22 protein-coding genes and 1 pseudogene are annotated in these 25608 nt (G+C 72.5%); 19 read left to right on the forward strand and 4 right to left on the reverse strand.

Translation table 11 applies throughout. The annotated features are described in order from the left end of the window. The first annotated feature begins 30 nt into the window (after positions 1-30). The 7 genes and pseudogenes from ruvB (at position 31) to ACIQBJ_RS17055 (ending at position 8750) form a co-directional block, all read left to right on the forward strand. A complete protein-coding gene (gene ruvB, locus ACIQBJ_RS17025) occupies positions 31-1116 on the forward strand; it encodes a Holliday junction branch migration DNA helicase RuvB (RefSeq protein WP_400710081.1) in 1086 nt (361 codons plus the stop codon). Between the two features lie 184 nt (positions 1117-1300). Continuing rightward, positions 1301-1690, forward strand: a complete 390-nt coding sequence (gene yajC / locus ACIQBJ_RS17030) for a preprotein translocase subunit YajC (RefSeq protein ID WP_400710084.1) — start codon at positions 1301-1303, stop codon at positions 1688-1690. Positions 1691-1842: 152 nt separating this feature from the next. Beyond that, the gene (secD, locus tag ACIQBJ_RS17035) at positions 1843-3642 is read left to right on the forward strand and encodes a protein translocase subunit SecD (protein ID WP_400710087.1); all 1800 of its coding nucleotides are present in this window, start codon (positions 1843-1845) and stop codon (positions 3640-3642) included. 3 nt (positions 3643-3645) lie between these two features. Continuing rightward, a complete protein-coding gene (secF, locus tag ACIQBJ_RS17040) occupies positions 3646-4758 on the forward strand; it encodes a protein translocase subunit SecF (RefSeq protein WP_400710090.1) in 1113 nt (370 codons plus the stop codon). Between the two features lie 21 nt (positions 4759-4779). After that, positions 4780-5334 (forward strand): adenine phosphoribosyltransferase, encoded by a 555-nt coding sequence (locus ACIQBJ_RS17045; protein WP_400710093.1) that lies wholly within the window; start codon positions 4780-4782, stop codon positions 5332-5334. 221 nt (positions 5335-5555) lie between these two features. Beyond that, positions 5556-7844 (forward strand): annotated as a pseudogene (locus tag ACIQBJ_RS17050) (RelA/SpoT family protein); the annotation flags it as partial. Positions 7845-7919: 75 nt separating this feature from the next. Continuing rightward, positions 7920-8750, forward strand: a complete 831-nt coding sequence (locus ACIQBJ_RS17055; protein ID WP_400710096.1) for a hypothetical protein — start codon at positions 7920-7922, stop codon at positions 8748-8750. 55 nt (positions 8751-8805) lie between these two features. Here ACIQBJ_RS17055 and ACIQBJ_RS17060 read toward each other — a convergent pair whose 3' ends face one another. After that, positions 8806-10035 (reverse strand): DUF349 domain-containing protein, encoded by a 1230-nt coding sequence (locus ACIQBJ_RS17060; protein WP_400710098.1) that lies wholly within the window; start codon positions 10033-10035, stop codon positions 8806-8808. Between the two features lie 206 nt (positions 10036-10241). Continuing rightward, positions 10242-10988, reverse strand: coding sequence for a peptidylprolyl isomerase (locus ACIQBJ_RS17065; RefSeq protein WP_400710102.1), 747 nt, complete (start codon positions 10986-10988; stop codon positions 10242-10244). Positions 10989-11249: 261 nt separating this feature from the next. On the opposite strand from ACIQBJ_RS17065, the gene ACIQBJ_RS17070 reads away from it, so the two are divergent. The 4 genes from ACIQBJ_RS17070 to ACIQBJ_RS17085 all read left to right on the forward strand — a co-directional run bounded on the left by ACIQBJ_RS17070 (position 11250) and on the right by ACIQBJ_RS17085 (position 15701). Then, positions 11250-11957, forward strand: coding sequence for an MBL fold metallo-hydrolase (locus ACIQBJ_RS17070; RefSeq protein WP_400710105.1), 708 nt, complete (start codon positions 11250-11252; stop codon positions 11955-11957). Between the two features lie 11 nt (positions 11958-11968). Next, positions 11969-13231: a histidine--tRNA ligase gene (hisS, locus tag ACIQBJ_RS17075; protein ID WP_400710108.1), complete on the forward strand. Its 1263-nt coding sequence runs from the start codon at positions 11969-11971 to the stop codon at positions 13229-13231. Then, positions 13228-15033, forward strand: coding sequence for an aspartate--tRNA ligase (gene aspS / locus ACIQBJ_RS17080; RefSeq protein WP_400710111.1), 1806 nt, complete (start codon positions 13228-13230; stop codon positions 15031-15033). The genes hisS and aspS overlap by 4 nt, the downstream gene beginning before the upstream one ends. Before the next feature lie 149 nt (positions 15034-15182). Then, positions 15183-15701 (forward strand): GNAT family N-acetyltransferase, encoded by a 519-nt coding sequence (locus ACIQBJ_RS17085; RefSeq protein ID WP_400710114.1) that lies wholly within the window; start codon positions 15183-15185, stop codon positions 15699-15701. Here ACIQBJ_RS17085 and ACIQBJ_RS17090 read toward each other — a convergent pair. Continuing rightward, positions 15674-16663: a LysR family transcriptional regulator gene (locus ACIQBJ_RS17090; protein ID WP_400710116.1), complete on the reverse strand. Its 990-nt coding sequence runs from the start codon at positions 16661-16663 to the stop codon at positions 15674-15676. The two genes, ACIQBJ_RS17085 and ACIQBJ_RS17090, sit on opposite strands and share 28 nt — an antisense overlap. Positions 16664-16944: 281 nt before the next feature. Between ACIQBJ_RS17090 and ppk2 the strand changes: the two genes are divergently transcribed. The 8 genes from ppk2 (at position 16945) to ruvX (ending at position 24944) form a co-directional block, all read left to right on the forward strand. After that, positions 16945-17733 (forward strand): polyphosphate kinase 2, encoded by a 789-nt coding sequence (ppk2, locus tag ACIQBJ_RS17095; RefSeq protein WP_400711329.1) that lies wholly within the window; start codon positions 16945-16947, stop codon positions 17731-17733. 9 nt (positions 17734-17742) lie between these two features. Further along, positions 17743-18363 (forward strand): L-threonylcarbamoyladenylate synthase, encoded by a 621-nt coding sequence (locus ACIQBJ_RS17100; RefSeq protein WP_400710119.1) that lies wholly within the window; start codon positions 17743-17745, stop codon positions 18361-18363. A gap of 74 nt (positions 18364-18437) precedes the next feature. Further along, entirely contained in the window at positions 18438-19787 is a 1350-nt protein-coding gene (locus ACIQBJ_RS17105) for a replication-associated recombination protein A (RefSeq protein WP_400710122.1), read from the forward strand. A 307-nt stretch (positions 19788-20094) separates the two neighbouring features. Further along, positions 20095-20709: a 30S ribosomal protein S4 gene (gene rpsD, locus ACIQBJ_RS17110; protein ID WP_400710125.1), complete on the forward strand. Its 615-nt coding sequence runs from the start codon at positions 20095-20097 to the stop codon at positions 20707-20709. A gap of 176 nt (positions 20710-20885) precedes the next feature. Next, positions 20886-21362, forward strand: a complete 477-nt coding sequence (locus tag ACIQBJ_RS17115) for a DUF948 domain-containing protein (RefSeq protein ID WP_400710128.1) — start codon at positions 20886-20888, stop codon at positions 21360-21362. Positions 21363-21367: 5 nt separating this feature from the next. After that, complete coding sequence (locus ACIQBJ_RS17120; RefSeq protein ID WP_400710131.1) at positions 21368-21793, forward strand: DUF6167 family protein; 426 nt, start codon at positions 21368-21370, stop codon at positions 21791-21793. Further along, positions 21793-24459 carry an alanine--tRNA ligase gene (alaS, locus tag ACIQBJ_RS17125; RefSeq protein ID WP_400710134.1) on the forward strand — a complete coding sequence of 889 codons (2667 nt, stop codon included), beginning with the start codon at positions 21793-21795 and terminating at the stop codon, positions 24457-24459. The genes ACIQBJ_RS17120 and alaS overlap by 1 nt, the downstream gene beginning before the upstream one ends. Before the next feature lie 11 nt (positions 24460-24470). Then, on the forward strand, positions 24471-24944 hold the full coding sequence (ruvX, locus tag ACIQBJ_RS17130; protein ID WP_400711332.1) for a Holliday junction resolvase RuvX: 474 nt from the start codon (positions 24471-24473) through the stop codon (positions 24942-24944). A 239-nt stretch (positions 24945-25183) separates the two neighbouring features. On the opposite strand, the gene ACIQBJ_RS17135 is transcribed toward ruvX, so the two are convergent. Next, positions 25184-25549 (reverse strand): GntR family transcriptional regulator, encoded by a 366-nt coding sequence (locus ACIQBJ_RS17135; protein ID WP_400710137.1) that lies wholly within the window; start codon positions 25547-25549, stop codon positions 25184-25186. Positions 25550-25608 lie beyond the last annotated feature (59 nt).

Genomic DNA, 25608 nt, shown 5'->3' on the forward strand with positions numbered 1-25608 from the left:
GCCAAGTCGACAAAGGGGAGCAGTCTTCCGATGAACCCGTACGAGTCCGAGCCCGCCGACCGCCTGGTGACGGCGTCCGCCGACGGTGAGGACCAGGCGGTGGAGGCCGCGCTGCGGCCCAAGCTGCTGGACGAGTTCATCGGCCAGGAGCGGGTGCGCGAGCAGCTGTCGCTGGTGCTGCAGGCGGCCCGTCAGCGCGGCGCGACGCCGGACCACGTGCTGCTGAGCGGCCCGCCCGGGCTGGGCAAGACCACGCTGTCGATGATCATCGCGGCCGAGCTGAACGCCCCGATCCGGATCACCTCGGGCCCGGCGATCCAGCACGCCGGCGACCTGGCGGCGATCCTGTCCTCGCTGACCGAGGGCGAGGTGCTGTTCCTCGACGAGATCCACCGGATGTCCCGGCCCGCCGAGGAGATGCTCTACATGGCGATGGAGGACTTCCGGGTCGACGTGATCGTCGGCAAGGGCCCCGGCGCCACCGCGATCCCGCTGGAGCTGCCGCCGTTCACGCTGGTCGGCGCGACCACCCGGGCCGGCCTGCTGCCGCCGCCGCTGCGCGACCGGTTCGGGTTCACCGGCCACATGGAGTTCTACGCCCCGGTGGAGCTGGAGCGGGTGGTGCACCGCTCGGCCGGCCTGCTGGACGTCCGGATCGACCCGGCGGGCGCGGCGGAGATCGCCGGCCGTTCCCGGGGCACGCCGCGGATCGCCAACCGGCTGCTGCGCCGGGTGCGGGACTTCGCCCAGGTCCGGCACGACGGGCTGGTCACCGCGGAGATCGCGGCCCGGGCGCTGGAGGTCTACGAGGTCGACGCCCGCGGCCTGGACCGGCTGGACCGGGCGGTGCTGGAGGCGCTGCTGAAGCTGTTCGGCGGCGGCCCGGTCGGCCTGTCGACGCTGGCGGTGGCGGTCGGCGAGGAGGCCGAGACGGTCGAGGAGGTGGCCGAGCCCTTCCTGGTCCGGGAGGGCCTGCTGGCCCGTACCCCGCGCGGCCGGATCGCCACCGCGGCGGCCTGGCAGCACCTCGGCCTCACCCCGCCGCAGGCGCCGGGCGCACCCCGGGGCGGGCGCGGCGGACAGCAGGCCGGGTTGTGGGCGGACGGCAAGGCATAACACCTCTGCCTTATCGGGGGTTTATGTCCATGCCAAGGCTCGCCACTTTCGGCGGCACACTGGCATGCTTGGCGTTGTCCGTTCAGTGCGGGTCGCCTAGACTCCGCCGGACCGCCCCTGTCACCCGACGGGCCGACGTACACGCACTGGCCGCCGCACCGGCGGCCGACAAAGGACCCTGGCTGTGCAATACATCATCTTCCTCCTTCCGCTCCTCGCCATCTTCATGATGATGCGCTCGCAGAAGAAGCGTCAGGCCCAGGCGCAGACCATGCAGAGCACGCTGCAGCCGGGGGCGGGGGTGCGCACCATCGGTGGCATGTACGCCCTGGTGAAGGCGGTCAACGACGAGACCGTCGAGCTGGAGGTGGCCCCCGGCGTGGTGGCGCACTACACCAAGGGCGCGATCGCGGCCGTGCTGGAGCCGCTCGAGTACGACGCGATCATCAACGGCCGCCCCGCCGAGGACGAGTCGGCCGAGGACGCGGTGGAGGAAGCGGACGCCGACGAGAAGCCGCTGAGCCTGTCCAAGGACGAGGCGAAGGCCGACAGCGAGGCTCCCGAGAGCAAGTAACCACGGCCCGGGGCCTTCCCCCGGCCGGCGGCATCCCGCCGCAAGCCCATCAGGACCTCTTGGGCCGCCGTGCGCCCGTCAGACCCTCCTGCTCCCGGCCGGGAGCCGGGAGGCCGGGCGCCGCGCGGCATGGACAGGGAGAAACGAGCAAGGTGGCAACACCCAAGTCGCGGTCGCGCGACGGATACCCGGGACGGGCGCTGGCGCTCATCCTGGTGGTCACCGTCGGCCTTGTGGCCCTCATGTTCGGGACGGGCTACACCAAGCCGCGTCTCGGTATCGACCTCGCCGGTGGCACCAGCGTCACGCTGACCGCCAAGTCGGACGATCCCTCCGCGATCAACAAGACCAATCTGAACACCGCGGTCGGCATCATCCAGAAGCGTGTCAACGGCATGGGCGTCTCCGAGGCGGAGGTCCAGACCCAGGGCGACAGCAACATCATCGTCAACATTCCCGACGGTGGTAACACGCAGCAGTCCATCGACAAGGTCGGCGACACCGCCAAGCTCTACTTCCGTCCGGTGCTCGCCACCGCGATGACGGGCGTGACCGCGCAGCCCAGCCAGCAGCCGTCCGGTTCGGCCGCCCCGAGCGCCGGCGCCTCGACCGCGCCGAGCGCGGGCGCCTCCGCCACGGCCCAGCCGTCCGCGTCCGCCAGCAAGGCCGGCCGCGCGCTCTCCGGCGCCCTGCAGGCCGACCCGACCACCCCCGCCGCCACGGCCCCGGCCTCGGCCCCCGCCTCCGGCGCCCCGAGCGCCGCCGCCAGCGCCCCGAGCGCCGCGGACATGAGCGCCGCGCTGACCCAGGGCACCGTCCCGGCCGACGTGCAGCAGCAGTTCGCCGCGCTGGACTGCTCGGTGGAGGCGCAGCGCGTCAACTACCAGAAGGCCAGTGACCCGAACGCGAACACGGTGGCCTGCTCCTACGACGCCGAGCAGGGCATCTGGTACAAGTTCGCGCTCGGTGGCGTGGCCGTGAACGGCCAGGACGTCTCCAAGGCGCAGGCCGTCTACGACCAGCAGGGCGCCAAGGGCTGGATGGTCGACCTGTCGTTCAACGGCACCGGCTCCGACGCCTTCCGCGAGACCACCGGCAAGCTCTCCACCCAGCCGTCCCCGGCCAACCAGTTCGCGATCGTGCTGGACGGCCAGGTCGTCTCCCACCCGTACGTCCAGGAGGCGATCGCCGGCGGCAGCGCGGTGATCTCCGGCACCTTCACCCAGGAGGAGGCCAAGTCGCTGTCGAACGTGCTCAGCTACGGCGCGCTCCCGCTGGACTTCGTGAAGAGCGACGTCACCACGGTCTCCCCGCAGCTCGGCTCCGACCAGCTGGAGGCCGGTCTGATCGCCGGTCTGATCGGCATGGTCCTGGTGGTCCTGTACTCGCTGGTCTACTACCGCGGCCTGGGCCTGGTCTCGATCGCCGGCCTGGTCGTCTCGGCGATCCTGACCTGGTCGATCATGAGCCTGCTCGGCGCGGGCATCGGCTTCGCGCTGAACCTGCCCGCGGTCTGCGGCGCGATCGTCGCGATCGGCATCACCGCGGACTCCTTCATCGTGTACTTCGAGCGCATCCGCGACGAGGTCCGCGAGGGCGCCCAGCTCCGGGCCGCCGTGCAGCGCGCCTGGCCGCGCGCCCGCCGCACCATCCTGGTCTCGGACTTCGTCTCCTTCCTGTGTGCCGCGGTGCTGTACCTGGTCTCGGTCGGCAAGGTGCAGGGCTTCGCCTTCACCCTCGGCCTGACCACCGTGCTCGACGTCGTGGTGATCTTCCTGTTCACCAAGCCGCTGATCACCCTGCTGGCGCGCACCAAGTTCTTCGCCAGCGGCCACCCCTGGTCCGGTCTGGACCCGAAGCGGCTCGGCGCCCGCCCGCCGCTGCGCAGCTCGCGCCGCCGCCCGGGCCAGCAGACCCGGACCTCGGCCCCGTCCCAGACCCAGGAGGTCTGACCCATGTCGCTCCGCAACATCGGTCACCGCCTGTACCAGGGCGAGGTGTCCTTCGACTTCGTGGGCAAGCGGAAGATCTGGTACTCGATCTCCGCGGTCATCGTCCTGGTGGCCGGCATCGGCCTGGCGATGGGCCTGCACCTGGGCATCGAGTTCAAGGGCGGCTCGGTCTACACCGTGCACAAGGCCGGGCTGACGGTCTCCCAGGCCAAGGACGCCACCAGCAAGATCATCAACTCCAACACCGCGCTGGTCCAGACCACCGACAAGGGTGACGTCCGGATCCAGATCAGCGCCGAGAACTCGGTGTCGGCGACCACCTTCACCAAGGAGTTCTCCCAGGCCGTCGGGGTCGAGGAGAAGGACATCAACGCCCAGGTGATCGGCCCCTCCTGGGGTTCCGACATCTCCAAGAAGGCGCTGACCGGCCTGGTCGTCTTCATGGTCCTGGTGACGGTCTACCTGGCGATCGCCTTCGAGTGGCGGATGGCGGTGGCCGCCCTGGTCGCCCTGATCCACGACCTCCTGATCACCATCGGCGTCTACGCCCTGGTCGGCTTCGAGGTCACCCCGGGCACCGTGATCGGCTTCCTGACCATCCTCGGCTACTCGCTCTACGACACGGTCGTCGTCTTCGACACCGTGAAGGAGAACACCCGGGGCCTCACCAAGCAGTCCCGCCGCACCTACAGCGAGGCCGCCAACCACGGCCTCAACCAGACCCTGGTGCGCTCCATCAACACCACGGTCGTCGCCCTGCTCCCGGTCGCCGCGCTGCTGTTCATCGGCGGCGGCATCCTCGGCGCGGGCACCCTGAACGACATCTCGCTGGCGCTGTTCATCGGCCTCGCGGCCGGTGCGTACTCCTCGATCTGCGTCGCCACCCCGCTGCTCGCGCAGCTCAAGGAGCAGAGCCCGGAGATGAAGGCGCTGGCCAAGCGGGTCGCGCAGCGCCGCGCCGCCGACGCCAAGGCCGCGGCCGAGGCGGAGGCCCGCGGCGAGACCTTCGACGCCGGCGAGGACGACGGGGACGGCGTGCCGGCCGGTATGGTCGGACAGCGGAACCAGCCGACCGGCCGCACCCGGGGCAAGGGACGGCCGTCCGGCAAGCACTGACCCTTCCCCAAAGGAACCCCCGTGACCTCCACCACCGACCCCGCCCTGTCCGAGCTGCTCACCGCCCGGATCAGGGACGTGCAGGACTACCCGAAGCCGGGCGTCCTGTTCAAGGACATCGCCCCGCTGCTCGCGGACGCCGAGGCGTTCGGCGCGCTGACCAGGGCGCTGGCCGGGCGGGCGAAGGAGCTCGGCGCCACCAAGGTGGTCGGGCTGGAGGCGCGGGGGTTCGTGCTGGCCGCGCCCGCCGCGTTCGCGGCCGGGCTCGGCTTCGTCCCGATCCGGAAGAAGGGCAAGCTGCCCGGCGAGGTGTTCTCCCGCTCGTACGACCTGGAGTACGGCTCGGCGACGCTGGAGGTCCAGTGCGACGCCTTCGAGCCGGGGGAGCGGGTGCTGGTGGTGGACGACGTGCTGGCCACCGGCGGCACGATCGCGGCCTCGCTGGACCTGGTCCAGGAGGCGGGCGCCGAACTGGTCGGCGTGGTGGTCCTGATGGAGCTGGGCTTCCTGCCGGGCCGGGAGCGGCTGGTCCCGCACCTGCACGGGGCGCCGTTGGAGACGCTGGTCCTGGTCTGAGCACCCGGTCCGCGCGGAGCCGTCCGGGAACAGGTCCTGTTCGCGGGCGGCTCCTGCGCGTTCCCGGGGCGCGCACGGGGCGCGCGCGGCGGGCGCGCAGACCGCACGGGGGTGCGCCGCCGGTACGATGAAGGTTGAACCGTCTGCACGTAGGAGTGTCCTTGCCCGACGAGGTTGTGCCCACGGCTTCGGCTGCCAGTTCCCGACCCTCGCCGGGCGGGATGCGGGCTCGCCTCGCCCGGTTGGGCGGACAGCGCAGTTCGATGGTCAACCCGGTGCTGGAACCGCTGTTCCGGACGATCCGGGCCAATGACCCCAAGGCCGACCCGGGGCTGCTGAAGGACATCGAGCGGGCGTACGCGGTCGCGGAGAAGTGGCACCGCGGCCAGAAGCGCAAGAGCGGCGACCCGTACATCACCCACCCGCTGGCGGTGGCGACCATCCTGGCCGAGCTGGGGATGGACGCGCCGACCCTGATGGCGGGCCTGCTGCACGACACCGTGGAGGACACCGACTACGGCCTGGAGACGCTCCGGACCGACTTCGGCGACGCGGTGGCGCTGCTGGTCGACGGCGTGACCAAGCTCGACCGGGTGAAGTTCGGCGAGGCCGCGCAGGCCGAGACCGTCCGCAAGATGGTCGTGGCGATGGCCAAGGACCCGCGGGTCCTGGTGATCAAGCTCGCCGACCGGCTGCACAACATGCGCACCATGCGCTACCTGAAGCGGGAGAAGCAGGAGAAGAAGGCCCGCGAGACGCTGGAGATCTACGCCCCGCTGGCGCACCGGCTGGGCATGAACACCATCAAGTGGGAGCTGGAGGACCTGGCCTTCGCCATCCTCTACCCCAAGATGTACGACGAGATCGTCCGGCTGGTGGCCGAGCGCGCCCCCAAGCGCGACGAGTACCTGGCGACCGTGATCGACCAGGTCCAGGGCGACCTGCGCGGGGCCCGGATCACCGCCCAGGTGACGGGCCGGCCGAAGCACTACTACTCGGTCTACCAGAAGATGATCGTCCGGGGCCGTGACTTCGCCGAGATCTACGACCTGGTGGGCATCCGGGTCCTGGTCGACACCGTCCGCGACTGCTACGCGGCGCTGGGCACCATCCACGCGCGGTGGAACCCGGTGCCGGGGCGGTTCAAGGACTACATCGCGATGCCCAAGTTCAACATGTACCAGTCGCTGCACACCACGGTGATCGGTCCCGGGGGCAAGCCGGTCGAGCTGCAGATCCGCACCTTCGACATGCACCGGCGGGCCGAGTACGGCATCGCCGCGCACTGGAAGTACAAGCAGCGGGCGGTGGCCGGCGCGTCCAAGGTGCGCACCGACACGCCGACGCACGGGCGGCAGCACGACAAGGCCGACGCGGTCAACGAGATGGCGTGGCTGCGGCAGCTGCTGGACTGGCAGAAGGAGACCGAGGACCCCAGCGAGTTCCTGGAGTCGCTGCGCTTCGACCTGTCCAGCAACGAGGTCTTCGTCTTCACCCCCAAGGGCGACGTGATAGCGCTGCCCGCGCAGGCCACCCCGGTGGACTTCGCGTTCGCGGTGCACACCGAGGTCGGCTGCCGGTGCATCGGCGCCCGGGTGAACGGCCGGCTGGTGCCGCTGGAGTCGACGCTGGAGAACGGCGACACCGTCGAGGTGTTCACCTCGAAGGCGGAGAACGCCGGCCCGTCCCGGGACTGGCTGAACTTCGTCAAGTCGCCGCGGGCCCGGAACAAGATCCGCGCCTGGTTCTCCAAGGAGCGCCGCGAGGAGGCGATCGAGCAGGGCAAGGAGGCGATCGCCCGGGCGATGCGCAAGCAGGGCCTGCCGATCCAGCGCATCCTCACCGGGGACTCGCTGGTCACGCTGGCCCACGAGATGCGCTACCCCGACATCTCCTCGCTGTACGCGGCGATCGGCGAGGGCCACGTGGCCGCGCAGGCCATCGTGCAGAAGCTGGTCCAGGCGATGGGCGGCGAGGAGGGCGCGGTCGAGGACCTCGCCGAGACCGCCACCCCCTCGCACCAGCCGCGGGCGATGCGGCGCCGCGCCAAGGGCGACCCCGGCGTCATCGTCAAGGGCGTGGACGACCTGTGGGTCAAGCTGGCGCGCTGCTGCACGCCGGTGCCCGGCGACCCGATCGTCGGCTTCGTGACCCGCGGCAACGGCGTCTCGGTGCACCGCGCGGACTGCGTCAACGTGGAGTCCCTGCAGCAGCAGCCCGAGCGGATGATCGAGGTCGAGTGGGCGGCCACCCAGTCCTCGGTGTTCCTGGTCGCGATCCAGGTCGAGGCGCTGGACCGCTCCCGCCTGCTGTCGGACGTCACCCGGGTGCTCTCCGACCAGCACGTCAACATCCTGTCGGCGGCCGTCCAGACCTCCCGCGACCGGGTGGCGATGAGCCGGTTCACCTTCGAGATGGGCGACCCCAAGCACCTCGGCCACGTGCTGAAGGCGGTGCGCGGCGTCGAGGGCGTGTACGACGTCTACCGGGTCACCTCGGCCCGCAAGTAGCCGCCCGGAGTGCAGGCCGCCCCCACCGCGCCGACACTGGCCGGGTGGGGGCGGTCGGCTTTTCCGGGAGGCACCGTGCACGGGATACGGGTGACGGCGGCGACGGGCACGGCGCTGCTCGCGGTTCTGGCGGCCGGCTGCGGTGGCTCCGGTGGCGGCTCCGGCGGCTCCTCGCCGTCCGCGGCGGGCCCGGGCGGCACGACGGCCTCCGCGACGGCGACGGGCACGGCCCCGGGCACGGCCGCAGGGGCGGCCTCGGGCACCGAGAACGGGATCGGGCAGTCCACCGCCCCGGAGGTGCTGCAGCGGGCGGTGCAGGCGCTCAAGGACGCCGGGGCGGTCCGGGCGGTCGGCACCGTCAGCGGCGGCGGCTCGCAGATCGGCATGGACCTGCGGATGGACACCGCGGGCAACTGCACCGGCACGCTCAGCCAGAGCGGCACCGGCAGCTTCCAGGTGGTCAAGTCCGGGCAGCAGCTGTGGGTCAAGCCGGACCTCGCCTTCTGGCAGAGCCACGGCGGCGCGGCCGCGGCCGAACTGGTCGGCGACCGCTACCTGAAGACCACCGCCGACAACTCCGACTTCGCCGAGATCGGCGACCTGTGCGACCTGGGCGCGCTCGCCGACCAGCTCGGCACCGGCCGGACCGGCCTGGCCAAGGGCGCCCCGACCACCGTGCAGGGCCGCCCCGCCCTCCCGCTGACCAGCACCTCCGGCACCACCTCCGGCACCGGCACCCTCTACGTGGCCTCCACCGGATCACCGGTGCCGCTGCGGCTGGAGAAGGCCACCGGGACGGTCGACTTCAGCGACTTCGGCACGCCCGTGCCGTCCGGGACGCCCGGGCCCGCGCAGAGCCTGGACCTGGACCAGCTGCAGTCGCCCGCCGCGTCCTCGCCGGTCTGACCCCGGGAATGACGGAGCCCCCGCCGGAACACCGGCGGGGGCTCCTGACGCGCGATCAGGCGGTGAACTCCTGCAGGGACTTCTGCGCCTGGTCGAGCAGGGACTGCCGGCCCGCCAGCTCGGCCTCCAGCTTGGCGGCCTTCGACGCGTTGCCGGCCGCCCGGGCCTTGTCCAGGTCGGCCTGGAGCTTGTCCACGGCGGCCTGCAGCAGCGCGGTCATGCCGGTGGCGCGGGCCCGGGCCTCCGGGTTGGAGCGCTGCCACTCGGCCTCCTCGGCCTCGCGGACGGCGCGCTCCACCGTGGCCAGCCGGCCGTCCAGCTTCGGCCGGGCGTCGCGCGGGACGTGGCCGATCGCCTCCCAGCGTTCGGCGACCTCGCGCAGCGCGGCCTTGGCGGCCTTCAGGTCGGTGATCGGCAGGATCGCCTCGGCCTCGACCAGCAGCGCCTCCTTGGCCTTCTGGTTCTCGCCCTGCTCGGCGTCGCGCTCGGAGAACGCGGCGGACCGGGCCTGGAAGAAGACGTCCTGGGCGCCGCGGAAGCGGGCCCACAGCTCCTCCTCCGCGTCCCGCTGGGCGCGGCCGGCGGCCTTCCACTGCGTCATCAGGTCGCGGTAGGCGGCGGCGGTCGGGCCCCACTCGGCGGAGGCGGAGAGCGCCTCGGCCTGGGCGACCAGCTTCTCCTTCACCGAACGGGCCGACTCGCGCTCCGAGTCGAGCGCCGCGAAGTGCGCCTTGCGGTGCTTGGAGAACACCGAGCGGGCGTGCGAGAAGCGGTGCCACAGCTCGTCGTCGCTCTTGCGGTCCAGCCGGGGCAGCGCCTTCCAGCTGTCGACCAGGGCGCGCAGCCGGTCGCCGGCCTCCCGCCACTGGCTGGAGTCGGCGAGCTGCTCGGCCTCGGCGACCAGCGCCTCCTTGGCGGCGCGGGTCTCGTCCTGGGCCTTCGCCTTGGCGGCCTTGCGCTCGCCCTGGCGGGTCTCGATCTCGCCGGCCAGGGTCTCCAGGCGCTTGGCGAGCGCGTCCAGGTCGCCGACCGCGTGCGCCTCGACGACCTGCGCGCGCAGGTGCTCCAGCGCGGTCTGCGCCTCCTTGGCGGCCAGGTCGGTCTTGCGCACCCGGTGCTCCAGGAGGGCGATCTCCGCCTCCAGGCCCTGGAACTTGCGCTCGAAGTAGGCGAGGGCCTCCTCGGGGGAGCCGGCCTGCCAGGAGCCGACCTGGCGTTCGCCGTCGGCCGTCCTGACGTAGACGTTCCCCTGCTCGTCGACACGGCCCCACGGGTCGCTGCTCACAGCGCCTCCTCCACATGACGCCACGCCCGCGGGCGGGAGCGTCGTCCACAGTTGATGTCGGCGGACCGATGGAGTCCGCCGTCCCGAGCCGTCCTGGTCGTGCGCCGAGGGTGACGGCCGACGGTCTGGGCACCCTATACAACAGCAACATAGGCGACCAGCGCCGGTGCTGTCCGCATCCGGCGCCGGTCGATTTTCGCGGCGGCTCAGCCCTTGACGGTGGTGATGCTCTTCACGTTCACCGGAGTCTTCGGCGCACCGTCGCCCGACCCGCTCTGGGTACCGGCGTCGGCGATCTTCTGGAGCACGTCCAGACCGGCGGTGATCTTGCCGAACGGCGTGTAGCTGGGCGGCAGTTGGGTGTCCTTGTAGACCAGGAAGAACTGGCTGCCGTTGGTGCCCGGGCCGGCGTTGGCCATCGCCACGGTGCCCGCCGGGTAGGTCGCGCCCTCGAGGTTCTCGTCGGCGAACTTGTAGCCCGGGCCGCCCGATCCGGTGCCGGTCGGGTCGCCGCACTGCAGGACGTAGATGCCCTCGGTGGTCAGGCGGTGGCACTTGGTGTTGTCCCAGAACTGCTGACCGGCCAGGAACACGAAGGAGTTGACGGTGTGCGGGGCCTTCGCCGCGTCCAGCGTGAAGGAGACCTTGCCCGCCGAGGTGTCGACGGTCGCGGTGTACGCGGCCTTGGTGTCGATCGTCATGGCCGGCTCGGCGTCCCACTTCTTGCCGTTGGCCTGCGCGGCGGGCGCGGCCGCCGCCTTGTCGTCCTTCTTGTCCGAGGAGAACACGCCGGAGGCGACCGTGGCGACGCCCGCCACCACCACGACGGCCAGCACCGCGGCGACGATCGCGTTGCGCTTCTTGCGCTGGGCGGCCGCCTCGGCGCGCGCCTGGATCTGGCGCTCGTACTTGTCGCGGGCGAGCTGCCGCCGCCGCTGTTCGCTGGTGACCACCGGCCGTGTCTCCTCATTGGGGGTGTTCGAAAGGGGGTTCGTGACTGTCGTGTGCGGATCATCGCACCCGTCGGCGGCCCAGTGTAAGGACCTCGCGCGTCAGTACGGGATCAGTGCGCGATGAGAGCGGGATGAGAACCGGGACGGGAAGCCGGCCGGGAAAGGGCCGGGCGCCCCCGGCAATCCGGTTCGCCCGCGGCCCCGCGCCGCCGGTAGGCTGCTGGGGTCAACGATCGCCACCGCACGGAACGAAGGACTCGCGTGTTCGTCGCCGGATTCCCCGCCGGGGCCTGGGGCACCAACTGCTACCTGGTCGCACCCGCCGCGGGCGAGGAGTGCGTGATCGTCGACCCCGGCCACGAAGCGGCGCACGGCGTCGAGGAGTTGATCCGCGAGCACCGGCTCAAGCCGGTCGCGGTGCTGCTCACCCACGGGCACATCGACCACGTCGCCTCGGTCGTCCCGGTCTGCGGCGCGCAGGGCGTCCCGGCCTGGATCCACCCCGCGGACCGGTACATGCTGGCCGACCCGGAGAAGGCCCTCGGCCGCTCGCTCGGGCAGCAGCTGATGGGCTCGATCACCGTCGGCGAGCCGGACGACGTCCGCGAGTTGACCGACGGCTCGGTCCTCGAACTCGCCGGGATGCACCTCACCGTCGACCACGCCCCCGGCCATACCGAGGGGTCGGTGACGTTCAGGACGCCCGCGTCGGCAGAGGTTCCGCCGGTGCTGTTCTCGGGCGACCTGCTGTTCGCCGGCTCCATCGGGCGTACCGACCTCCCGGGCGGAGACGGCGGAGCGATCATGCGCTCGCTGGCCCGGGTGTGCCTGCCCCTCGACGACGCGACCGTGGTGCTCTCCGGCCACGGCTCGCAGACCACCATCGGCCGAGAGCGCGCCACGAACCCCTACCTCCAGCAGGCGGCGGGGGCGTCCGGCGCCCCGGCTTTTCCGCGACGAGGAATGTGACGGAAGAGAAGTTGAGCACCTTCACCGCCCCCAAGGGCACCTACGACCTGCTCCCGCCGGATTCGGCGACCTTCCTGGCGATCCGCGAGCGGCTGTCCGCGCCCGCCCGCCGGGCCGGTTACGGGTACATCGAGACCCCGGTCTTCGAGGACGTCAAGCTGTTCTCCCGCGGTGTCGGCGAGTCCACCGACATCGTCACCAAGGAGATGTACAACCTCACCACCAAGGGCGGCGACGAGCTCGCGCTGCGCCCCGAGGGCACCGCCTCGGTCCTGCGCGCCGCGCTCCAGGCGAACCTGCACAAGCAGGGCAACCTGCCGGTCAAGCTCTGGTACTCCGGCTCGTACTACCGCTACGAGCGCGCCCAGAAGGGCCGCTACCGCCAGTTCGCGCAGGTCGGCGCGGAGGCGATCGGCGCCGAGGACCCGGCGCTGGACGCCGAGTTGATCATCCTGGCCGACGACGCCTTCCGTTCGCTCGGGGTGCGCGACTACCGGCTGCTGCTCAACTCGCTCGGCGACAAGCAGTGCCGCCCGGTCTACCGCGCCGCCCTGGTCGAGTTCCTGGCCGGCCTCGACCTGGACGAGGAGACCCGCCGCCGCGCCGGGATCAACCCGCTGCGCGTGCTGGACGACAAGCGCGAGTCGGTGCAGGCCCAGCTCGGGGACGCGCCCAAGCTGCGCGACTACCTGTGCGAGGACTGCAAGGCGTACGACGAGAAGGTGCGCGAACTGCTCACCGCCAACGGCGTCGCCTTCGTCGACGACCCGAAGCTGGTCCGCGGCCTCGACTACTACACCCGCACCACCTTCGAGTTCGTGCACGACGGCCTGGGCGCGCAGTCCGCGATCGGCGGCGGCGGGCGCTACGACGGCCTGTCCGAGATGATCGGCGGCCCGGCGCTGCCCTCGGTCGGCTGGGCGCTCGGCGTCGACCGCACCTACCTGGCGCTGGAGGCCGAGGGCGTCACCCTCGACCTGCCCGCCGCCACCGAGGTGTACGCCGTCGCGCTCGGCGAGGAGGCCAAGAACGTGCTGTTCGCGAAGGTGGTGGAGCTGCGCCGGGCGGGCGTGGCCACCGACCTCGCGTTCGGCGTGAAGAGCATCAAGAACGCCATGAAGTCCGCCGACCGGTCGGGGGCACGGTTCGCCCTGATCGCGGGCGACCGGGACCTCGCCGAGGGCGTGGTCCAGCTCAAGGACATGGAGTCCGGCGAGCAGACCCCCGTCGCCCTCGAGGCGCTCGTCACCACCCTGAAGGAGAAGCAGCTGTGATCCGCACGCACGACGCGGGCACGCTCCGCGCGGAGCACGCCGGCACCACCGTCACCCTGGCCGGCTGGGTGGCCCGCCGCCGCGACCACGGCGGCGTGGCCTTCATCGACCTGCGGGACGCCTCCGGCACCGTGCAGGTCGTGGTCCGCGACCTGGAGTCGGTGCACGGCCTGCGCTCCGAGTACTGCGTCAAGGTGGTCGGCGAGGTCCGGGTCCGCCCCGAGGGCAACGAGAACCCCGACATCCCGACCGGCGCCGTCGAGGTCGTCGTCGAGTCGATCGAGGTGCTGTCCGAGGCCGCGCCGCTGCCGTTCCAGGTCGCCGAGTACGAGCCCGGCTCGGTCAACGAGGAGGTGCGGCTCCGCTACCGCTACCTCGACCTGCGCCGCGAGGGCCCGGCCCGCGCGCTGCGGCTGCGCTCGAAGGTCAACCACATCATCCGCACGGTGATGGAGGAGAACGACTTCCTCGACATCGAGACCCCGTACCTGACCCGCTCCACCCCCGAGGGCGCCCGCGACTTCCTGGTCCCGGTCCGCCTCCAGCCGGGCCACTGGTACGCCCTGCCGCAGTCGCCGCAGCTGTTCAAGCAGCTGCTGATGGTGGCCGGCATGGAGCGGTACTACCAGATCGCCCGCTGCTTCCGGGACGAGGACTTCCGCGCCGACCGGCAGCCGGAGTTCACCCAGCTCGACATCGAGGCGTCGTTCGTCGACCAGGAGGACATCCTGGCGCTCGGCGAGAAGATCGTCGCCCGGATCTGGAAGGACGTGCACGGGTACGAGCTCCCGAACCCGCTGCCGCGCCTGTCCTACGCCGACGCGATGTCCCGCTACGGCTCCGACAAGCCGGACGTCCGCTTCGGCCAGGAACTCACCGACCTGACCGAGTACTTCAAGGGCACCGAGTTCCGGGTCTTCCAGGCCCCGTACGTCGGCGCGGTCGTGATGCCCGGCGGCGCCTCGCAGCCCCGCAAGCAGCTCGACGCCTGGCAGGACTGGGCCAAGGCCCGCGGCGCCCGCGGCCTCGCCTACGTGCTGGTGGACGCCGAGACCGGCGAGCTGCGCGGCCCGGTCGCCAAGAACCTGTCCGAGGAGCACCTGGCCGGCCTGGCCGCCGCGGCCGGCGCCAAGCCGGGCGACGCGGTGTTCTTCGCCGCGGGCAAGAAGACCGCCTCGCAGGAGCTGCTCGGCGCCGCCCGCCTGGAGATCGGCCGCCGCTGCGACCTGATCGACGAGTCCCAGTGGGCCTTCCTCTGGGTTGTGGACTTCCCGATGTTCGAGCCGATCGAGGACGACAAGGGCGAGTTCCAGGGCTGGCACGCGGTGCACCACCCGTTCACCGCGCCGACCGCCGAGTCGCTGGCCACCTTCGACACCGACCCGGGCAGCGCGCTCTCCAACGCCTACGACCTGGTGCTGAACGGCTCGGAGCTGGGCGGCGGTTCGATCCGTATCCACCAGCGGGACGTGCAGAAGCGGGCGTTCGACGCGATCGGCCTGTCCGAGGAGGAGGCCGCCCAGCAGTTCGGCTTCCTGCTGGACGCCTTCAACTTCGGCCCGCCGCCGCACGGCGGCATCGCGCTCGGCCTGGACCGCGTGGTCACCCTGCTGGGCGGCTACGACACCATCCGGGACGTCATCGCCTTCCCGAAGACCTCCACCGGCGGCGACCCGCTGACCGGCGCCCCCACCCCGATCACCCCGGCCCAGCGCCGCGAGGCCGGCGTGGACGCCCAGCCGAAGGCCAAGGACGCGGGCAAGGCCGAGGACGCCAAGTCCGCGGCGGAGAACGCCTCCTGACGCACCGCCGGGCCGTCGGAATCTGACGGCGCATCACAAAGATCACGATTCGTTCCGGCCCCGGCCGGTGTCGGCCCACCAGGAGTAGGCTGCCACCGCCCGGGGCCGGACCGCTGCACGACGGGGTGCAGGCGCAAGAAGGGTCAAGGATGACCGTACGAACCAGAGTCGAACTCCCCAGCGACGCCGCCGAGACGCGGCGCGTGCACATGGCGGCCTTCCCAGGCCCCGAAGAGGCGGACCTGGTGGACGCGCTGCGCCGCGACACCGCCTGGCTGCCCGCCCTCTCCCTGGTCGCGGTGGACGAGCGCGAGGTCGTCATCGGCCACGCGCTGCTCACCCGGTTGAAGATCGGGCACGGCAAGGGGCTGGCCCTCGCGCCGGTCGCCGTCGCCCCCGAGTGGCAGCGCAAGGGCGTCGGCGCCGCCGTGGTGCGGGCCGCGCTGGCCGCCGCCGCGGAGGCCGGGGAGAGCGCCGTCGTGGTGCTCGGCGACCCGGACTACTACGGCCGGTTCGGCTTCGTCCCGGCCGCCGGACACCGGATCAGCGGGCCGTTCGAGGTGCCCGAGGCGTACTTCCAGGTCCTCGCGCTGCCCGGCCCCGACGGCACCCCGCAGGGCCTGCCGCACGGGGTGTGCCGCTACCCGGCGCCGTTCGCCGAGGTCTGAGCCGAGGTCCGGGCCGCGGCCCGCGCGGTTCCCCCCACGGGCGACCGGCCGCCACCGGCCGCCCGGAACTGCACCTCCAGGTGCAGCCGGCAGGACTCCGCGAACGCCGCCATGGCCGGTGTCAGCGCCCGCCCCGGCAGCCGGAACAGCCCCACCAGGCTCGGCGCCAGCCCGCGCACCGGCAGGCAGCGGACGTCCGGCAGGCCCGCCCAGCGGGCCACCGACTGCGGGGCGAACCCCACGCCCTGCCCGTGCGCCACCGCCGCCATCCACTCGTCCGCGTTGTGCGCCACCGCCCCGATCCGGGCCGGCCGGTCGCCGCGCTCCGGGGCGCCCAGCCAGTAGTCCCGCCACAGGCCGGACTCGGCCGGCAGCGCCACGAACGGCTCGTCCCACAGCTCCGCCGCGTCCACCCCGGCCCGCCCCGCCAGCGGGTGGTCGGCCGCCAGCACCACCCAGCGCTCCTCCCGGCCCAGCGGCACGTGCGCGTACCGGGCCGCCATCGAGGCCGGGGCGTGCCAGAGCGCCAGGTCCAGCTCGCCCGAGGCCAGGCCGGAGGACTCCTCGAACCAGTTGTTCTGCCGCATCCGCAGCCGCCAGCCCGGCATCCGGCGGGCGAAGTCCTCCACCACCGCCCGGCCCAGCAGGTTGATCGTCGACCCCTCGAAGCCGACCCGCAGCTCCCCGCCCGCGTCCGCCGCCGCCTGCCGGGTCGCCCGCAGCGCCGCCGCCCAGCCGGACAGCAGCTCCCGCCCGTGCGTCGCCAGCACCGCGCCCGCCGCGGTCGGCACCACCCCCGCCTTCGAGCGGCGGAACAGCTCCACCCCCAACTCGCGCTCCAGCGCCCGGATCTGCCTGGTCAGCGTGGGCTGGCTCACCCCCAGTCGGGCCGCGGCGGCCGTCAGCTGGCCCTCCTCGCACACCACCGTGAGGTACCGCAGCATCCGGGTGTCCACATCCATGCCCGTAGGGTATGGAGCAAGGCATTGGACCCCGCACCCGGGGGTGTTCCACAGTTGTCCGGCCAACCCCGGCGGGGTGGCACCGGCGGTCACGGGGGGCTGCCGGTTCCGACCCGCCGGGGCTGCGCCGACCTGCGCGAACGCCTGACCGACCGTAACCTGAGAGTTCGTCAGCACAGGCGGTTCGGCGGAGGGCAGGCACGGTGGCGGGTTCCAGGAACGGCGCGGGCAAGGGCGGCGGCGCGGGCAAGGGCGGCAAGAAGTCCGGCGCCGTGCAGCGGATGCCCAAGAAGCTCTACGAGCCGGAACTGCTCCGGCTGCAGCGCGAACTCGTGAAGATGCAGGAGTGGGTGCGCACCGAGGGCATCCGGATGGTCATCGTCTTCGAGGGCCGCGACGCCGCCGGCAAGGGCGGCGCCATCAAGCGCGTCACCGAGTACCTCAACCCGCGGATCGCCCGGATCGCCGCCCTCCCCGCCCCCACCGAGCGCCAGCGCGGCCAGTGGTACTTCCAGCGCTACGTCGAACAGCTGCCCGCCGCCGGGGAGATGGTGCTGTTCGACCGCTCCTGGTACAACCGGGCCGGCGTCGAGAAGGTGATGGGCTTCTGCAGCGACGAGGAGTACTGGCAGTTCCTGCACCAGTGCCCCACCTTCGAGCGGATGCTGATCGAGGCCGGCATCGTGCTGCGCAAGTACTGGTTCTCGGTCAGCGACGTCGAGCAGGAGCGCCGCTTCCGCGACCGGCTCTCCGACCCGATGCGGCAGTGGAAGCTCTCCCCGATGGACGTCGAGTCGATCACCCGCTGGGAGGACTACTCGCGCGCCAAGGACGAGATGTTCGTCTACACCGACATCCCCGAGTCGCCGTGGAACGTGGTCGAGAGCGACGACAAGCGCCGCTCCCGGGTCAACATGATCGCGCACCTGCTCTCCTCCGTCCCGTACCACGAGGTGGTCAGGCCCGCCGTCACCCTGCCGCCGCGCCCCGAGCCGCGCGGCTACCAGCGGCCCCCGCGGGACCTGCAGAAGTACGTGTTCGACCACGCCGCGACCGTGCTCGCGCAGTAGGGTCGTCCAATGGCGAAGTACTTCGACGTGCACCCCGAGACCCCCCAGCCGCGCACCGTCTCCACGGTGGTGGCGGGCATCCGGGACGGCGCCCTCATCGCGTACCCCACCGACTCCTGCTTCGCGCTCGGCTGCCGGCTCGACAACCGGGACGGCCTGGACCGGATCAGGACCATCCGGCGGCTCGACGAGCGGCACCACTTCACCCTGATGTGCGAGGACTTCGCCCAGCTCGGCCGGTTCGTCCAGCTCGACAACAACGTGTTCCGCGCCGTCAAGGCCGCCACCCCCGGCAGCTACACCTTCATCCTCCCCGCCACCAAGGAGGTGCCGCGCCGGCTGCTCCACCCGAAGAAGAAGACCGTCGGCGTCCGCATCCCCGACCACCCCGTCACCCGGGCGCTGCTCACCGAGTTGGGCGAGCCGCTGGTCTCCAGCACGCTGCTGCTGCCCGGCCAGGAGGAGCCGATGACGCAGGGCTGGGAGATCAAGGAGGAGCTCGACCACGTGCTGGACATCGTGGTCGACTCCGGCGACTGCGGCACCGTCCCGACCACGGTGGTCGACTTCTCCGACGGCACCGCGGAGATCGTCCGGTACGGCGCCGGCGACCCCGCGCGCTTCGAGTAGCGGCTCCCGGCGGCTCCCGGCGGCTCCCGGCGGCACCGTCCGGGCCTGTCGGTCCGGTCGCATAGGCTCGTGGCGTGGACGAGCCCGACCTTTTCACGCACGCCGCCGAGGAGCTCCGGACCGCCGAGCCCGGGCGGGCCCCGCTCGCGGTGCGGATGCGGCCGCGGACCCTGGACGAGGTGGCCGGGCAGCGGCAACTGCTCCGCGACGGCTCGCCGCTGCGACGGCTGGTGGCGGGCGCGAAGGGCCCGGCGGCGACCAGCTCGGTGATCCTCTGGGGGCCGCCCGGGACGGGCAAGACCACGCTGGCGCACGTGATCAGCCAGGCCGTGGAGGGCCGGTTCGTCGAACTCTCCGCGATCACCCACGGCGTCAAGGAGGTCCGGGCGGTGATCGACGGCGCCCGGCGCGCCATCGGCATGAGCGGCCGCGAGACGGTGCTGTTCCTGGACGAGATCCACCGCTTCTCCAAGGCCCAGCAGGACTCGCTGCTGCCCGCCGTGGAGAACCGCTGGGTGACGCTGATCGCCGCGACCACCGAGAACCCGTACTTCTCGGTGATCTCGCCGCTGCTCTCCCGCTCGCTGCTGCTCACCCTGGAGTCGCTCACCGACGAGGACGTCCGGGCCCTGCTGCGCCGCGCCGTCGCCGACGAGCGCGGACTCGGCGGCAGCGTGGAGCTGGACCCGGAGGCCGAGGACCACCTGGTCCGGCTGGCCGGGGGCGACGCCCGGCGGGCGCTGACCACGCTGGAGGCGGCGGCCGGCGCGGCGCTGGAGCGGGGCGCGCCGGTGCTGACCCTGGAGGCGACCGAGACGGCCGTCAACCAGGCCGCGGTGCGCTACGACAAGGACGGCGACCAGCACTACGACGTGGCCAGCGCGCTGATCAAGTCGATCCGGGGCAGCGACGTGGACGCCACGCTGCACTACCTGGCCCGGATGATCGAGGCGGGGGAGGACCCGCGGTTCATCGCCCGCCGCCTGATGATCTCCGCCAGCGAGGACGTCGGCCTGGCCGACCCGACCGCGCTGTCCACCGCCGTCGCGGCCGCCCAGGCGGTGGCGCTGATCGGCTTCCCGGAGGCCCGGATCATCCTCTCCCAGGCGGCGATCGCGCTCGCCCTGGCGCCCAAGTCGAACGCCGCCTACCTGGCGATCGACGCCGCGCTGGCGGACGTCCGGCAGGGCCTGGCGGGCGCGGTGCCCGCGCACCTGCGGGACGCGCACTACGGCGGGGCGAAGAAGCTCGGGCACGGCAAGGGGTACCGGTACCCGCACGACCTGCCGGAGGGCATCGCCGCCCAGCAGTACGCGCCGGACGAGGTGCACGGCAAGGAGTACTACCGGCCGACCCGGCGCGGCGGCGAGGCCCGGTACGCGGACATCGCGGAGTGGACCAGGGCCCGGCTCAAGGGGGAGTGAGGACCCTGTAGACTGGCTCGCAGTGTGTCCCGGGCCCGGGGTTCCGCGAGGAACGACCGGCCGCACCAGCGGGGCACTGAACGGGGCTCTCCCGCAAGGGAGTTCCCCAGGAGCGGCGCGCACCGGTCTTCGGTGTCGCGGGCAGCCCACCACCCTTCCCGGTCGGTGGGCCTCTCGTGTGCAAGCACATAGTGCCCGGTCGCGGAGAGCGGCTGACCATCCGGCGACGGACGGTTTTTCTCCGGACCGCGAGAAGCGTCCTCCGTCAACACCTGGTGACAGCCGTAATTGAACAGGAAAAGGAAACATGGCGAACCAGAAGCGCCCCAAGGTCAAGATTGCCCGTGCCCTCGGCATTCCGCTGACCCCGAAGTCCGTCAAGTACTTCGAGGCCCGCCCGTACCCGCCCGGCCAGCACGGCCGCGGCCGCAAGCAGAACTCTGACTACAAGGTCCGTCTGACCGAGAAGCAGCGTCTGCGCGCGCAGTACGACCTCAGCGAGAAGCAGATGGCGCGTGCCTTCGAGGCCGCCAAGAAGATCGAGGGCAAGACGGGCGAGGCGCTCGTCGGTCTGCTGGAGATCCGCCTCGACGCCCTGGTCATGCGTTCGGGCATCGCCCGCACCATCTACCAGGCCCGCCAGATGGTCGTGCACGGCCACATCCAGGTCAACGGCGCGAAGGTCAACAAGCCGTCGTTCCAGCTGAAGCCGGGCTACGTCGTCACGGTCAAGGAAAAGTCCAAGGAGAAGGTCCCCTTCCAGGTGGCTCGTGAGGGCGGCAACGCCGGCGAGGGCCAGACCCCGAAGTACCTCGAGGTCAACCTGAAGGCCCTGGCCTTCCGCCTGGACCGCGCGCCGCAGCGTCGCGAGGTTCCGGTCGTCTGCGACGAGCAGCTCGTCGTCGAGTACTACTCGCGCTGACCCGCGAGCGGAACGCCCCCTCGGTCCTCGGACCGCGGGGGCGTTTCCCGTTCCCGGGCCCGTCCGGGGGCCGACCCTCCGGGGAGGCGGCAGGTCCGGAGGCGACCCGCGGTCGCGGTAGGGTTCAACCCTGGGATCGCAGGAGTACGACCGCACAGGCGAGGGAGCGCGCGAAGGTGTCCGTGGGAGAGCTGGCCGGGCTGTTGGTCGCCGTCTTCTGGGCGGTCCTGGTCACCCTGCTCGCCGTGGTGCTGGTCCGGCTGTCCAAGGTGCTGCGGGAGGCGACCGGGCTGGTCGCCGCCGTCACCGAGCAGGCCGTCCCGCTGCTGCGGGACGCGAACAGCGCGGTCCGCAGCGCCAACGAGCAGCTGGAGCGGGTCGACGAGATCACCGCCAACGTGCAGGACGCCGCGGCCGACGCCAAGGCGCTGTCCTCCACGGTGGCGGCCACGCTGGGCGGGCCGCTGGTCAAGCTGGCCGCGTTCAGCTACGGCGTGCGCAAGGCGGTGGCCCGGCAGCAGGCCGGTCCGACGCTGCCTCAGCAGGCCGGTGAGCGCGAGGAGTTGGCCCGGATGATCCGGGCCGAGGTGCGGGCGGCGACGGCGCCGCGCGGCGGGCTGCTGGCCCGGGTCCGCCGGGCCGTGAGGGGCTGACGGCGATGGTGCGCAGGATCTTCTGGATGGCCGTCGGCGCGGGCGCCGCGGTGTGGGCGATGGGCAAGGCCAACGAGGCGGTGCACCGCCTCACCCCGGACTCGCTGTCCGGCACCGCGGCCCGCGGCGCGCTGCACGCCGGCGACGCGGCCAAGCGCTTCGCGCTGGACGTGAAGGCCGGCATGGCCGAGCGCGAGCGGCAGTTGCGCGCGGACCTCGGCCTGGACGGCTCCGCGGTGGTCGAGCCGCCGCGCCGCCTGCGGCGCGGCGCCACCGGTGACAGCGGGGGCCGAGCTATCTCGGCGGCCCCGGGCTCCCCGGCCGCCGCCCTGCCCCCGTCGCGCACCCCGCGCACCCCCCAAGCCATCGTTGCCAAGTCCCGTCAGCGCGAGCTGCCGGGCCGCACGACCGATCGGAAGGACCCCCACTGATGGAGTCGGCAGAGATCCGCCGCCGCTGGCTGCGCTTCTTCGAGGAGCGCGGCCACACCGTCGTACCGTCGGCCTCGCTGGTCGCCGACGACCCCACCCTGCTGCTGGTGAACGCCGGCATGGTGCCGTTCAAGCCGTACTTCCTGGGTGAGATCAAGCCGCAGTTCCAGCGCGCCACCAGCGTGCAGAAGTGCGTCCGCACGCTGGACATCGAGGAGGTCGGGAAGACCACCCGGCACGGCTCGTTCTTCCAGATGTGCGGCAACTTCTCGTTCGGCGACTACTTCAAGGAAGGCGCCATCACGTTCGCCTGGGAGCTGCTCACCGGCTCCGTCGCGGACGGCGGCTACGGCCTGGAGCCCGAGAAGCTCTGGATCACCGTCTACCAGGACGACGACGAGGCCGAGCAGATCTGGCGGGACGTCATCGGCGTGCCGTCCGAGCGCATCCAGCGCCTCGGCATGAAGGACAACTTCTGGTCGATGGGCGTCCCCGGTCCGTGCGGCCCGTGCTCGGAGATCAACTACGACCGCGGCCCCGCGTACGGCGAGGAGGGCGGCCCGGCGGTCAACGGCGAGCGCTACCTGGAGATCTGGAACCTGGTCTTCATGCAGTACGAGCGCGGCCACGGCGACGGCAAGGACGGGTTCGAGATCCTCGGCGACCTGCCGAGCAAGAACATCGACACCGGCCTCGGCCTGGAGCGCCTGGCCGCGATCCTGCAGGGCGTCGACAACCTGTTCGAGATCGACACCTCGCGGATGATCCTCGACCGCGCCGCCGAGCTCACCGGCCACACCTACGGCGCCGACCGCAAGTCGGACGTCTCGCTGCGCGTGGTCACCGACCACTTCCGCACCGCGCTGATGCTGGTCGGCGACGGCGTCACCCCCGGCAACGAGGGTCGCGGCTACGTGCTGCGCCGCATCCTGCGCCGGGCGATCCGCAACATGCGCCTGCTGGGCGCCACCGAGCCGGTCGCCAAGGACCTGATCGACATCTCGATCAAGGCGATGGCCCCGCAGTACCCGGAGCTGGAGTCCGACCGCAAGCGGATCGAGACCGTGGTGGTCGCGGAGGAGAACGCCTTCCTGCAGACCCTGCGCTCCGGCACCAGCCTGCTGGACGCCGCGGTCACCGAGACCAAGCAGTCCGGCGGCGCGGTGCTCTCCGGCGAGCAGGCGTTCAAGCTGCACGACACCTACGGCTTCCCGATCGACCTGACCCTGGAGATGGCCGAGGAGCAGGGCCTCCAGGTCGACGAGTCCGGCTTCCGCCGCCTGATGCAGGAGCAGCGGGACCGCGCCAAGGCCGACGCCAAGGCGAAGAAGATGGGCCACGCCGACGTCGCCGCGTACCGCGAGGTCGCCGACAAGGCGGGCGCGTCGGTCTTCACCGGCTACGCCAACACCGAGGGCGAGGCCACCGTGGTCGGCCTGCTGGTCGACGGCGTCCCGTCGCCCGCGGCCACCGAGGGCGACGAGGTCGAGATCGTCCTCGACCGCACCCCGTTCTACGCCGAGGGCGGCGGCCAGCTCGCCGACCACGGCCGGATCCGCCTCGACTCCGGCGCGGTCGTCGAGATCCGCGACGTCCAGCAGCCGGTGCCCGGCGTGATCGTGCACTCCGGCGGGGTGCTGTTCGGCGAGGTGGTGCTCGGCGCGTCCGCGTACGCCACCATCGACACCGACCGCCGCCGGGCCGTCTCGCGCGCCCACTCGGCGACCCACCTGACCCACCAGGCGCTGCGCGACGCGCTCGGCCCGACGGCCGCGCAGGCCGGTTCGGAGAACGCGCCGGGCCGCTTCCGGTTCGACTTCGGCTCGCCCGCGGCCGTTCCCGGCTCGGTGCTGACCGACGTCGAGCAGAAGATCAACGAGGTGCTGGTCCGCGAACTCGACGTCACCGCCGAGGTGATGACGATGGACCAGGCCCGCAAGCAGGGCGCCATCGCGATGTTCGGCGAGAAGTACGGCGACTCGGTGCGGGTGGTCACCATCGGCGACTTCTCCAAGGAGCTGTGCGGCGGCACGCACGTCGGCAACACCGCCCAGCTGGGCCTGGTGAAGCTGCTCGGCGAGTCCTCGATCGGCTCCGGCGTGCGCCGGGTGGAGGCGCTGGTCGGCGTCGACGCGTACAAGTTCCTGGCCCGCGAGCACACCGTGGTGGCCCAGCTGACCGAACTGGTCAAGGGCCGCCCGGAGGAGCTGCCGGAGAAGATCTCCGGCATGCTCGCCAAGCTCAAGGACGCCGAGAAGGAGATCGAGAAGTTCCGCGCGGAGAAGGTGCTCGCGGCGGCGGCCGGTCTGGCCGAGGGCGCGGAGGACGTCCGGGGCGTGGCCCTGGTCGCCGCCCGGGTCGCCGACGGCACCGGCGCGGACGAGCTGCGCAAGCTGGTGCTGGACGTCCGGGCCCGGCTCGGCTCCCGCCCGGCCGTGGTCGCCGCGTTCACCGTCGCGAACGACCGCCCGCTGACCGTGATCGCCACCAACGAGGACGCCCGTTCGCGCGGCATCAAGGCCGGTGAGCTGGTCCGCGCCGCGGCGAAGACGCTCGGCGGCGGCGGTGGCGGCAAGGACGACGTGGCGCAGGGCGGCGGCACCGACCCGGCCGCGGTCGGCGCGGCGATCGAGGCCGTCCGGGCGCTGGTGGCCGAGCGCGCGTGAGTGAGCAGCCCATCGAGGAGAAGGTCTTCCGGCGCGGTCGGCGGATCGCCGTCGACGTGGGCGACGCCCGGATCGGGGTCGCGGTCTGCGACCCCGACGGGCTGATCGCCACGCCGGTGGAGACCGTCCCCGCCGGTGGCCGCTCGCAGGCCCGGCTGAAGGCGATCGTCGAGGAGTACGACGCGATCGAGGTCGTGGTCGGTCTGCCGCGTTCACTGAACGGCAAGGAGGGCCCGGCCGCGGCCAAGGTTCGCGAGTACGCGGGCCGGCTGGCCGGCCTGCTGTACCCGGTCGGGGTCCGGCTGGTGGACGAGCGGATGACCACCGTCACCGCCGCCGCCGGGCTGCGGGCCTCCGGCCGGTCGGCCAAGAAGGGCCGCTCGGTGATCGACCAGGCCGCCGCCGTGGTGATCCTGCAGTCGGCGCTTGAGACCGAACGGGTGAGCGGTCGGGCGCCCGGTGAGAGTGTCGAGCCGGTCATCTGATCGGTACGGGCTAGCTTCCCGGTAGAGGGGCGCGGGGGGGCGCCCGGCCCCCCCGGCCCCCCCCCCCCCGCCCCCCCCCCGGCGCGCCCCCCGCGCCCCCCCCGCACCCCCGCCCCCCGCGCCGCGGGCCGCCGGGGGGTCCGGCGGCCGGGGGGGGACCCCCCCCCCGGGGGGGCCCCCCCCCCCCCCCGCGGCCCCCCCCCCCCCGGGGGGGGGGGCCCCCCCGCTTCCGTCGTTCCTCAGCGCCGGACGGCGTCCAGCGCGGTCAGCACGGTGGCCAGCGCCTCGTCCCGGCTCAGGCCGAGCCGCACCGTCAGCGCCGCGTACTCGGTGGCGGCGGTGGCGGCCAGGCGCTGCGAGGTGTCGCCGGTCGCGGCGATCGTGGTGCCGGCCCGGCCCCGGGTCTCGACCACGCCGTCGGCCTCCAGCTCCCGGTAGGCGCGGGCCACCGTGTTGGCGGCCAGGCCGAGCTGCTCGGCCAGCGCGCGGACGGTGGGGAGTTTCAGGCCGACCGGCAGTTCGCCCGCCCGGGCCCGGGCCGCGATCTGGGAACGCACCTGCTCGTAGGGCGGGACGGAGGACTGATGATCGATCACCACGTGCACCCGGTCAACATAACAGGGCGTCAGGGCTCCGCGCCGCAGATGACGGAACCCCCACCGGC

It is taken from the genome of Kitasatospora sp. NPDC088391 (assembly GCF_044753345.1).
In the GTDB taxonomy this organism is placed as follows: Bacteria; Actinomycetota; Actinomycetes; order Streptomycetales; family Streptomycetaceae; genus Kitasatospora.

Coding starts and splice junctions, on each gene's coding strand:
- ruvB (WP_400710081.1), top strand. CDS start 31: ATGAACCCGTACGAGTCCGAGCCCGCCGACCGCCTGGTGACGGCGTCC.
- secF (WP_400710090.1), top strand. CDS start 3,646: ATGTCGCTCCGCAACATCGGTCACCGCCTGTACCAGGGCGAGGTGTCC.
- ACIQBJ_RS17085 (WP_400710114.1), top strand. CDS start 15,183: ATGACCGTACGAACCAGAGTCGAACTCCCCAGCGACGCCGCCGAGACG.
- ACIQBJ_RS17090 (WP_400710116.1), bottom strand. CDS start 16,663: ATGGATGTGGACACCCGGATGCTGCGGTACCTCACGGTGGTGTGCGAG.
- ppk2 (WP_400711329.1), top strand. CDS start 16,945: ATGCCCAAGAAGCTCTACGAGCCGGAACTGCTCCGGCTGCAGCGCGAA.
- ACIQBJ_RS17100 (WP_400710119.1), top strand. CDS start 17,743: ATGGCGAAGTACTTCGACGTGCACCCCGAGACCCCCCAGCCGCGCACC.
- rpsD (WP_400710125.1), top strand. CDS start 20,095: ATGGCGAACCAGAAGCGCCCCAAGGTCAAGATTGCCCGTGCCCTCGGC.
- ACIQBJ_RS17120 (WP_400710131.1), top strand. CDS start 21,368: ATGGTGCGCAGGATCTTCTGGATGGCCGTCGGCGCGGGCGCCGCGGTG.
- alaS (WP_400710134.1), top strand. CDS start 21,793: ATGGAGTCGGCAGAGATCCGCCGCCGCTGGCTGCGCTTCTTCGAGGAG.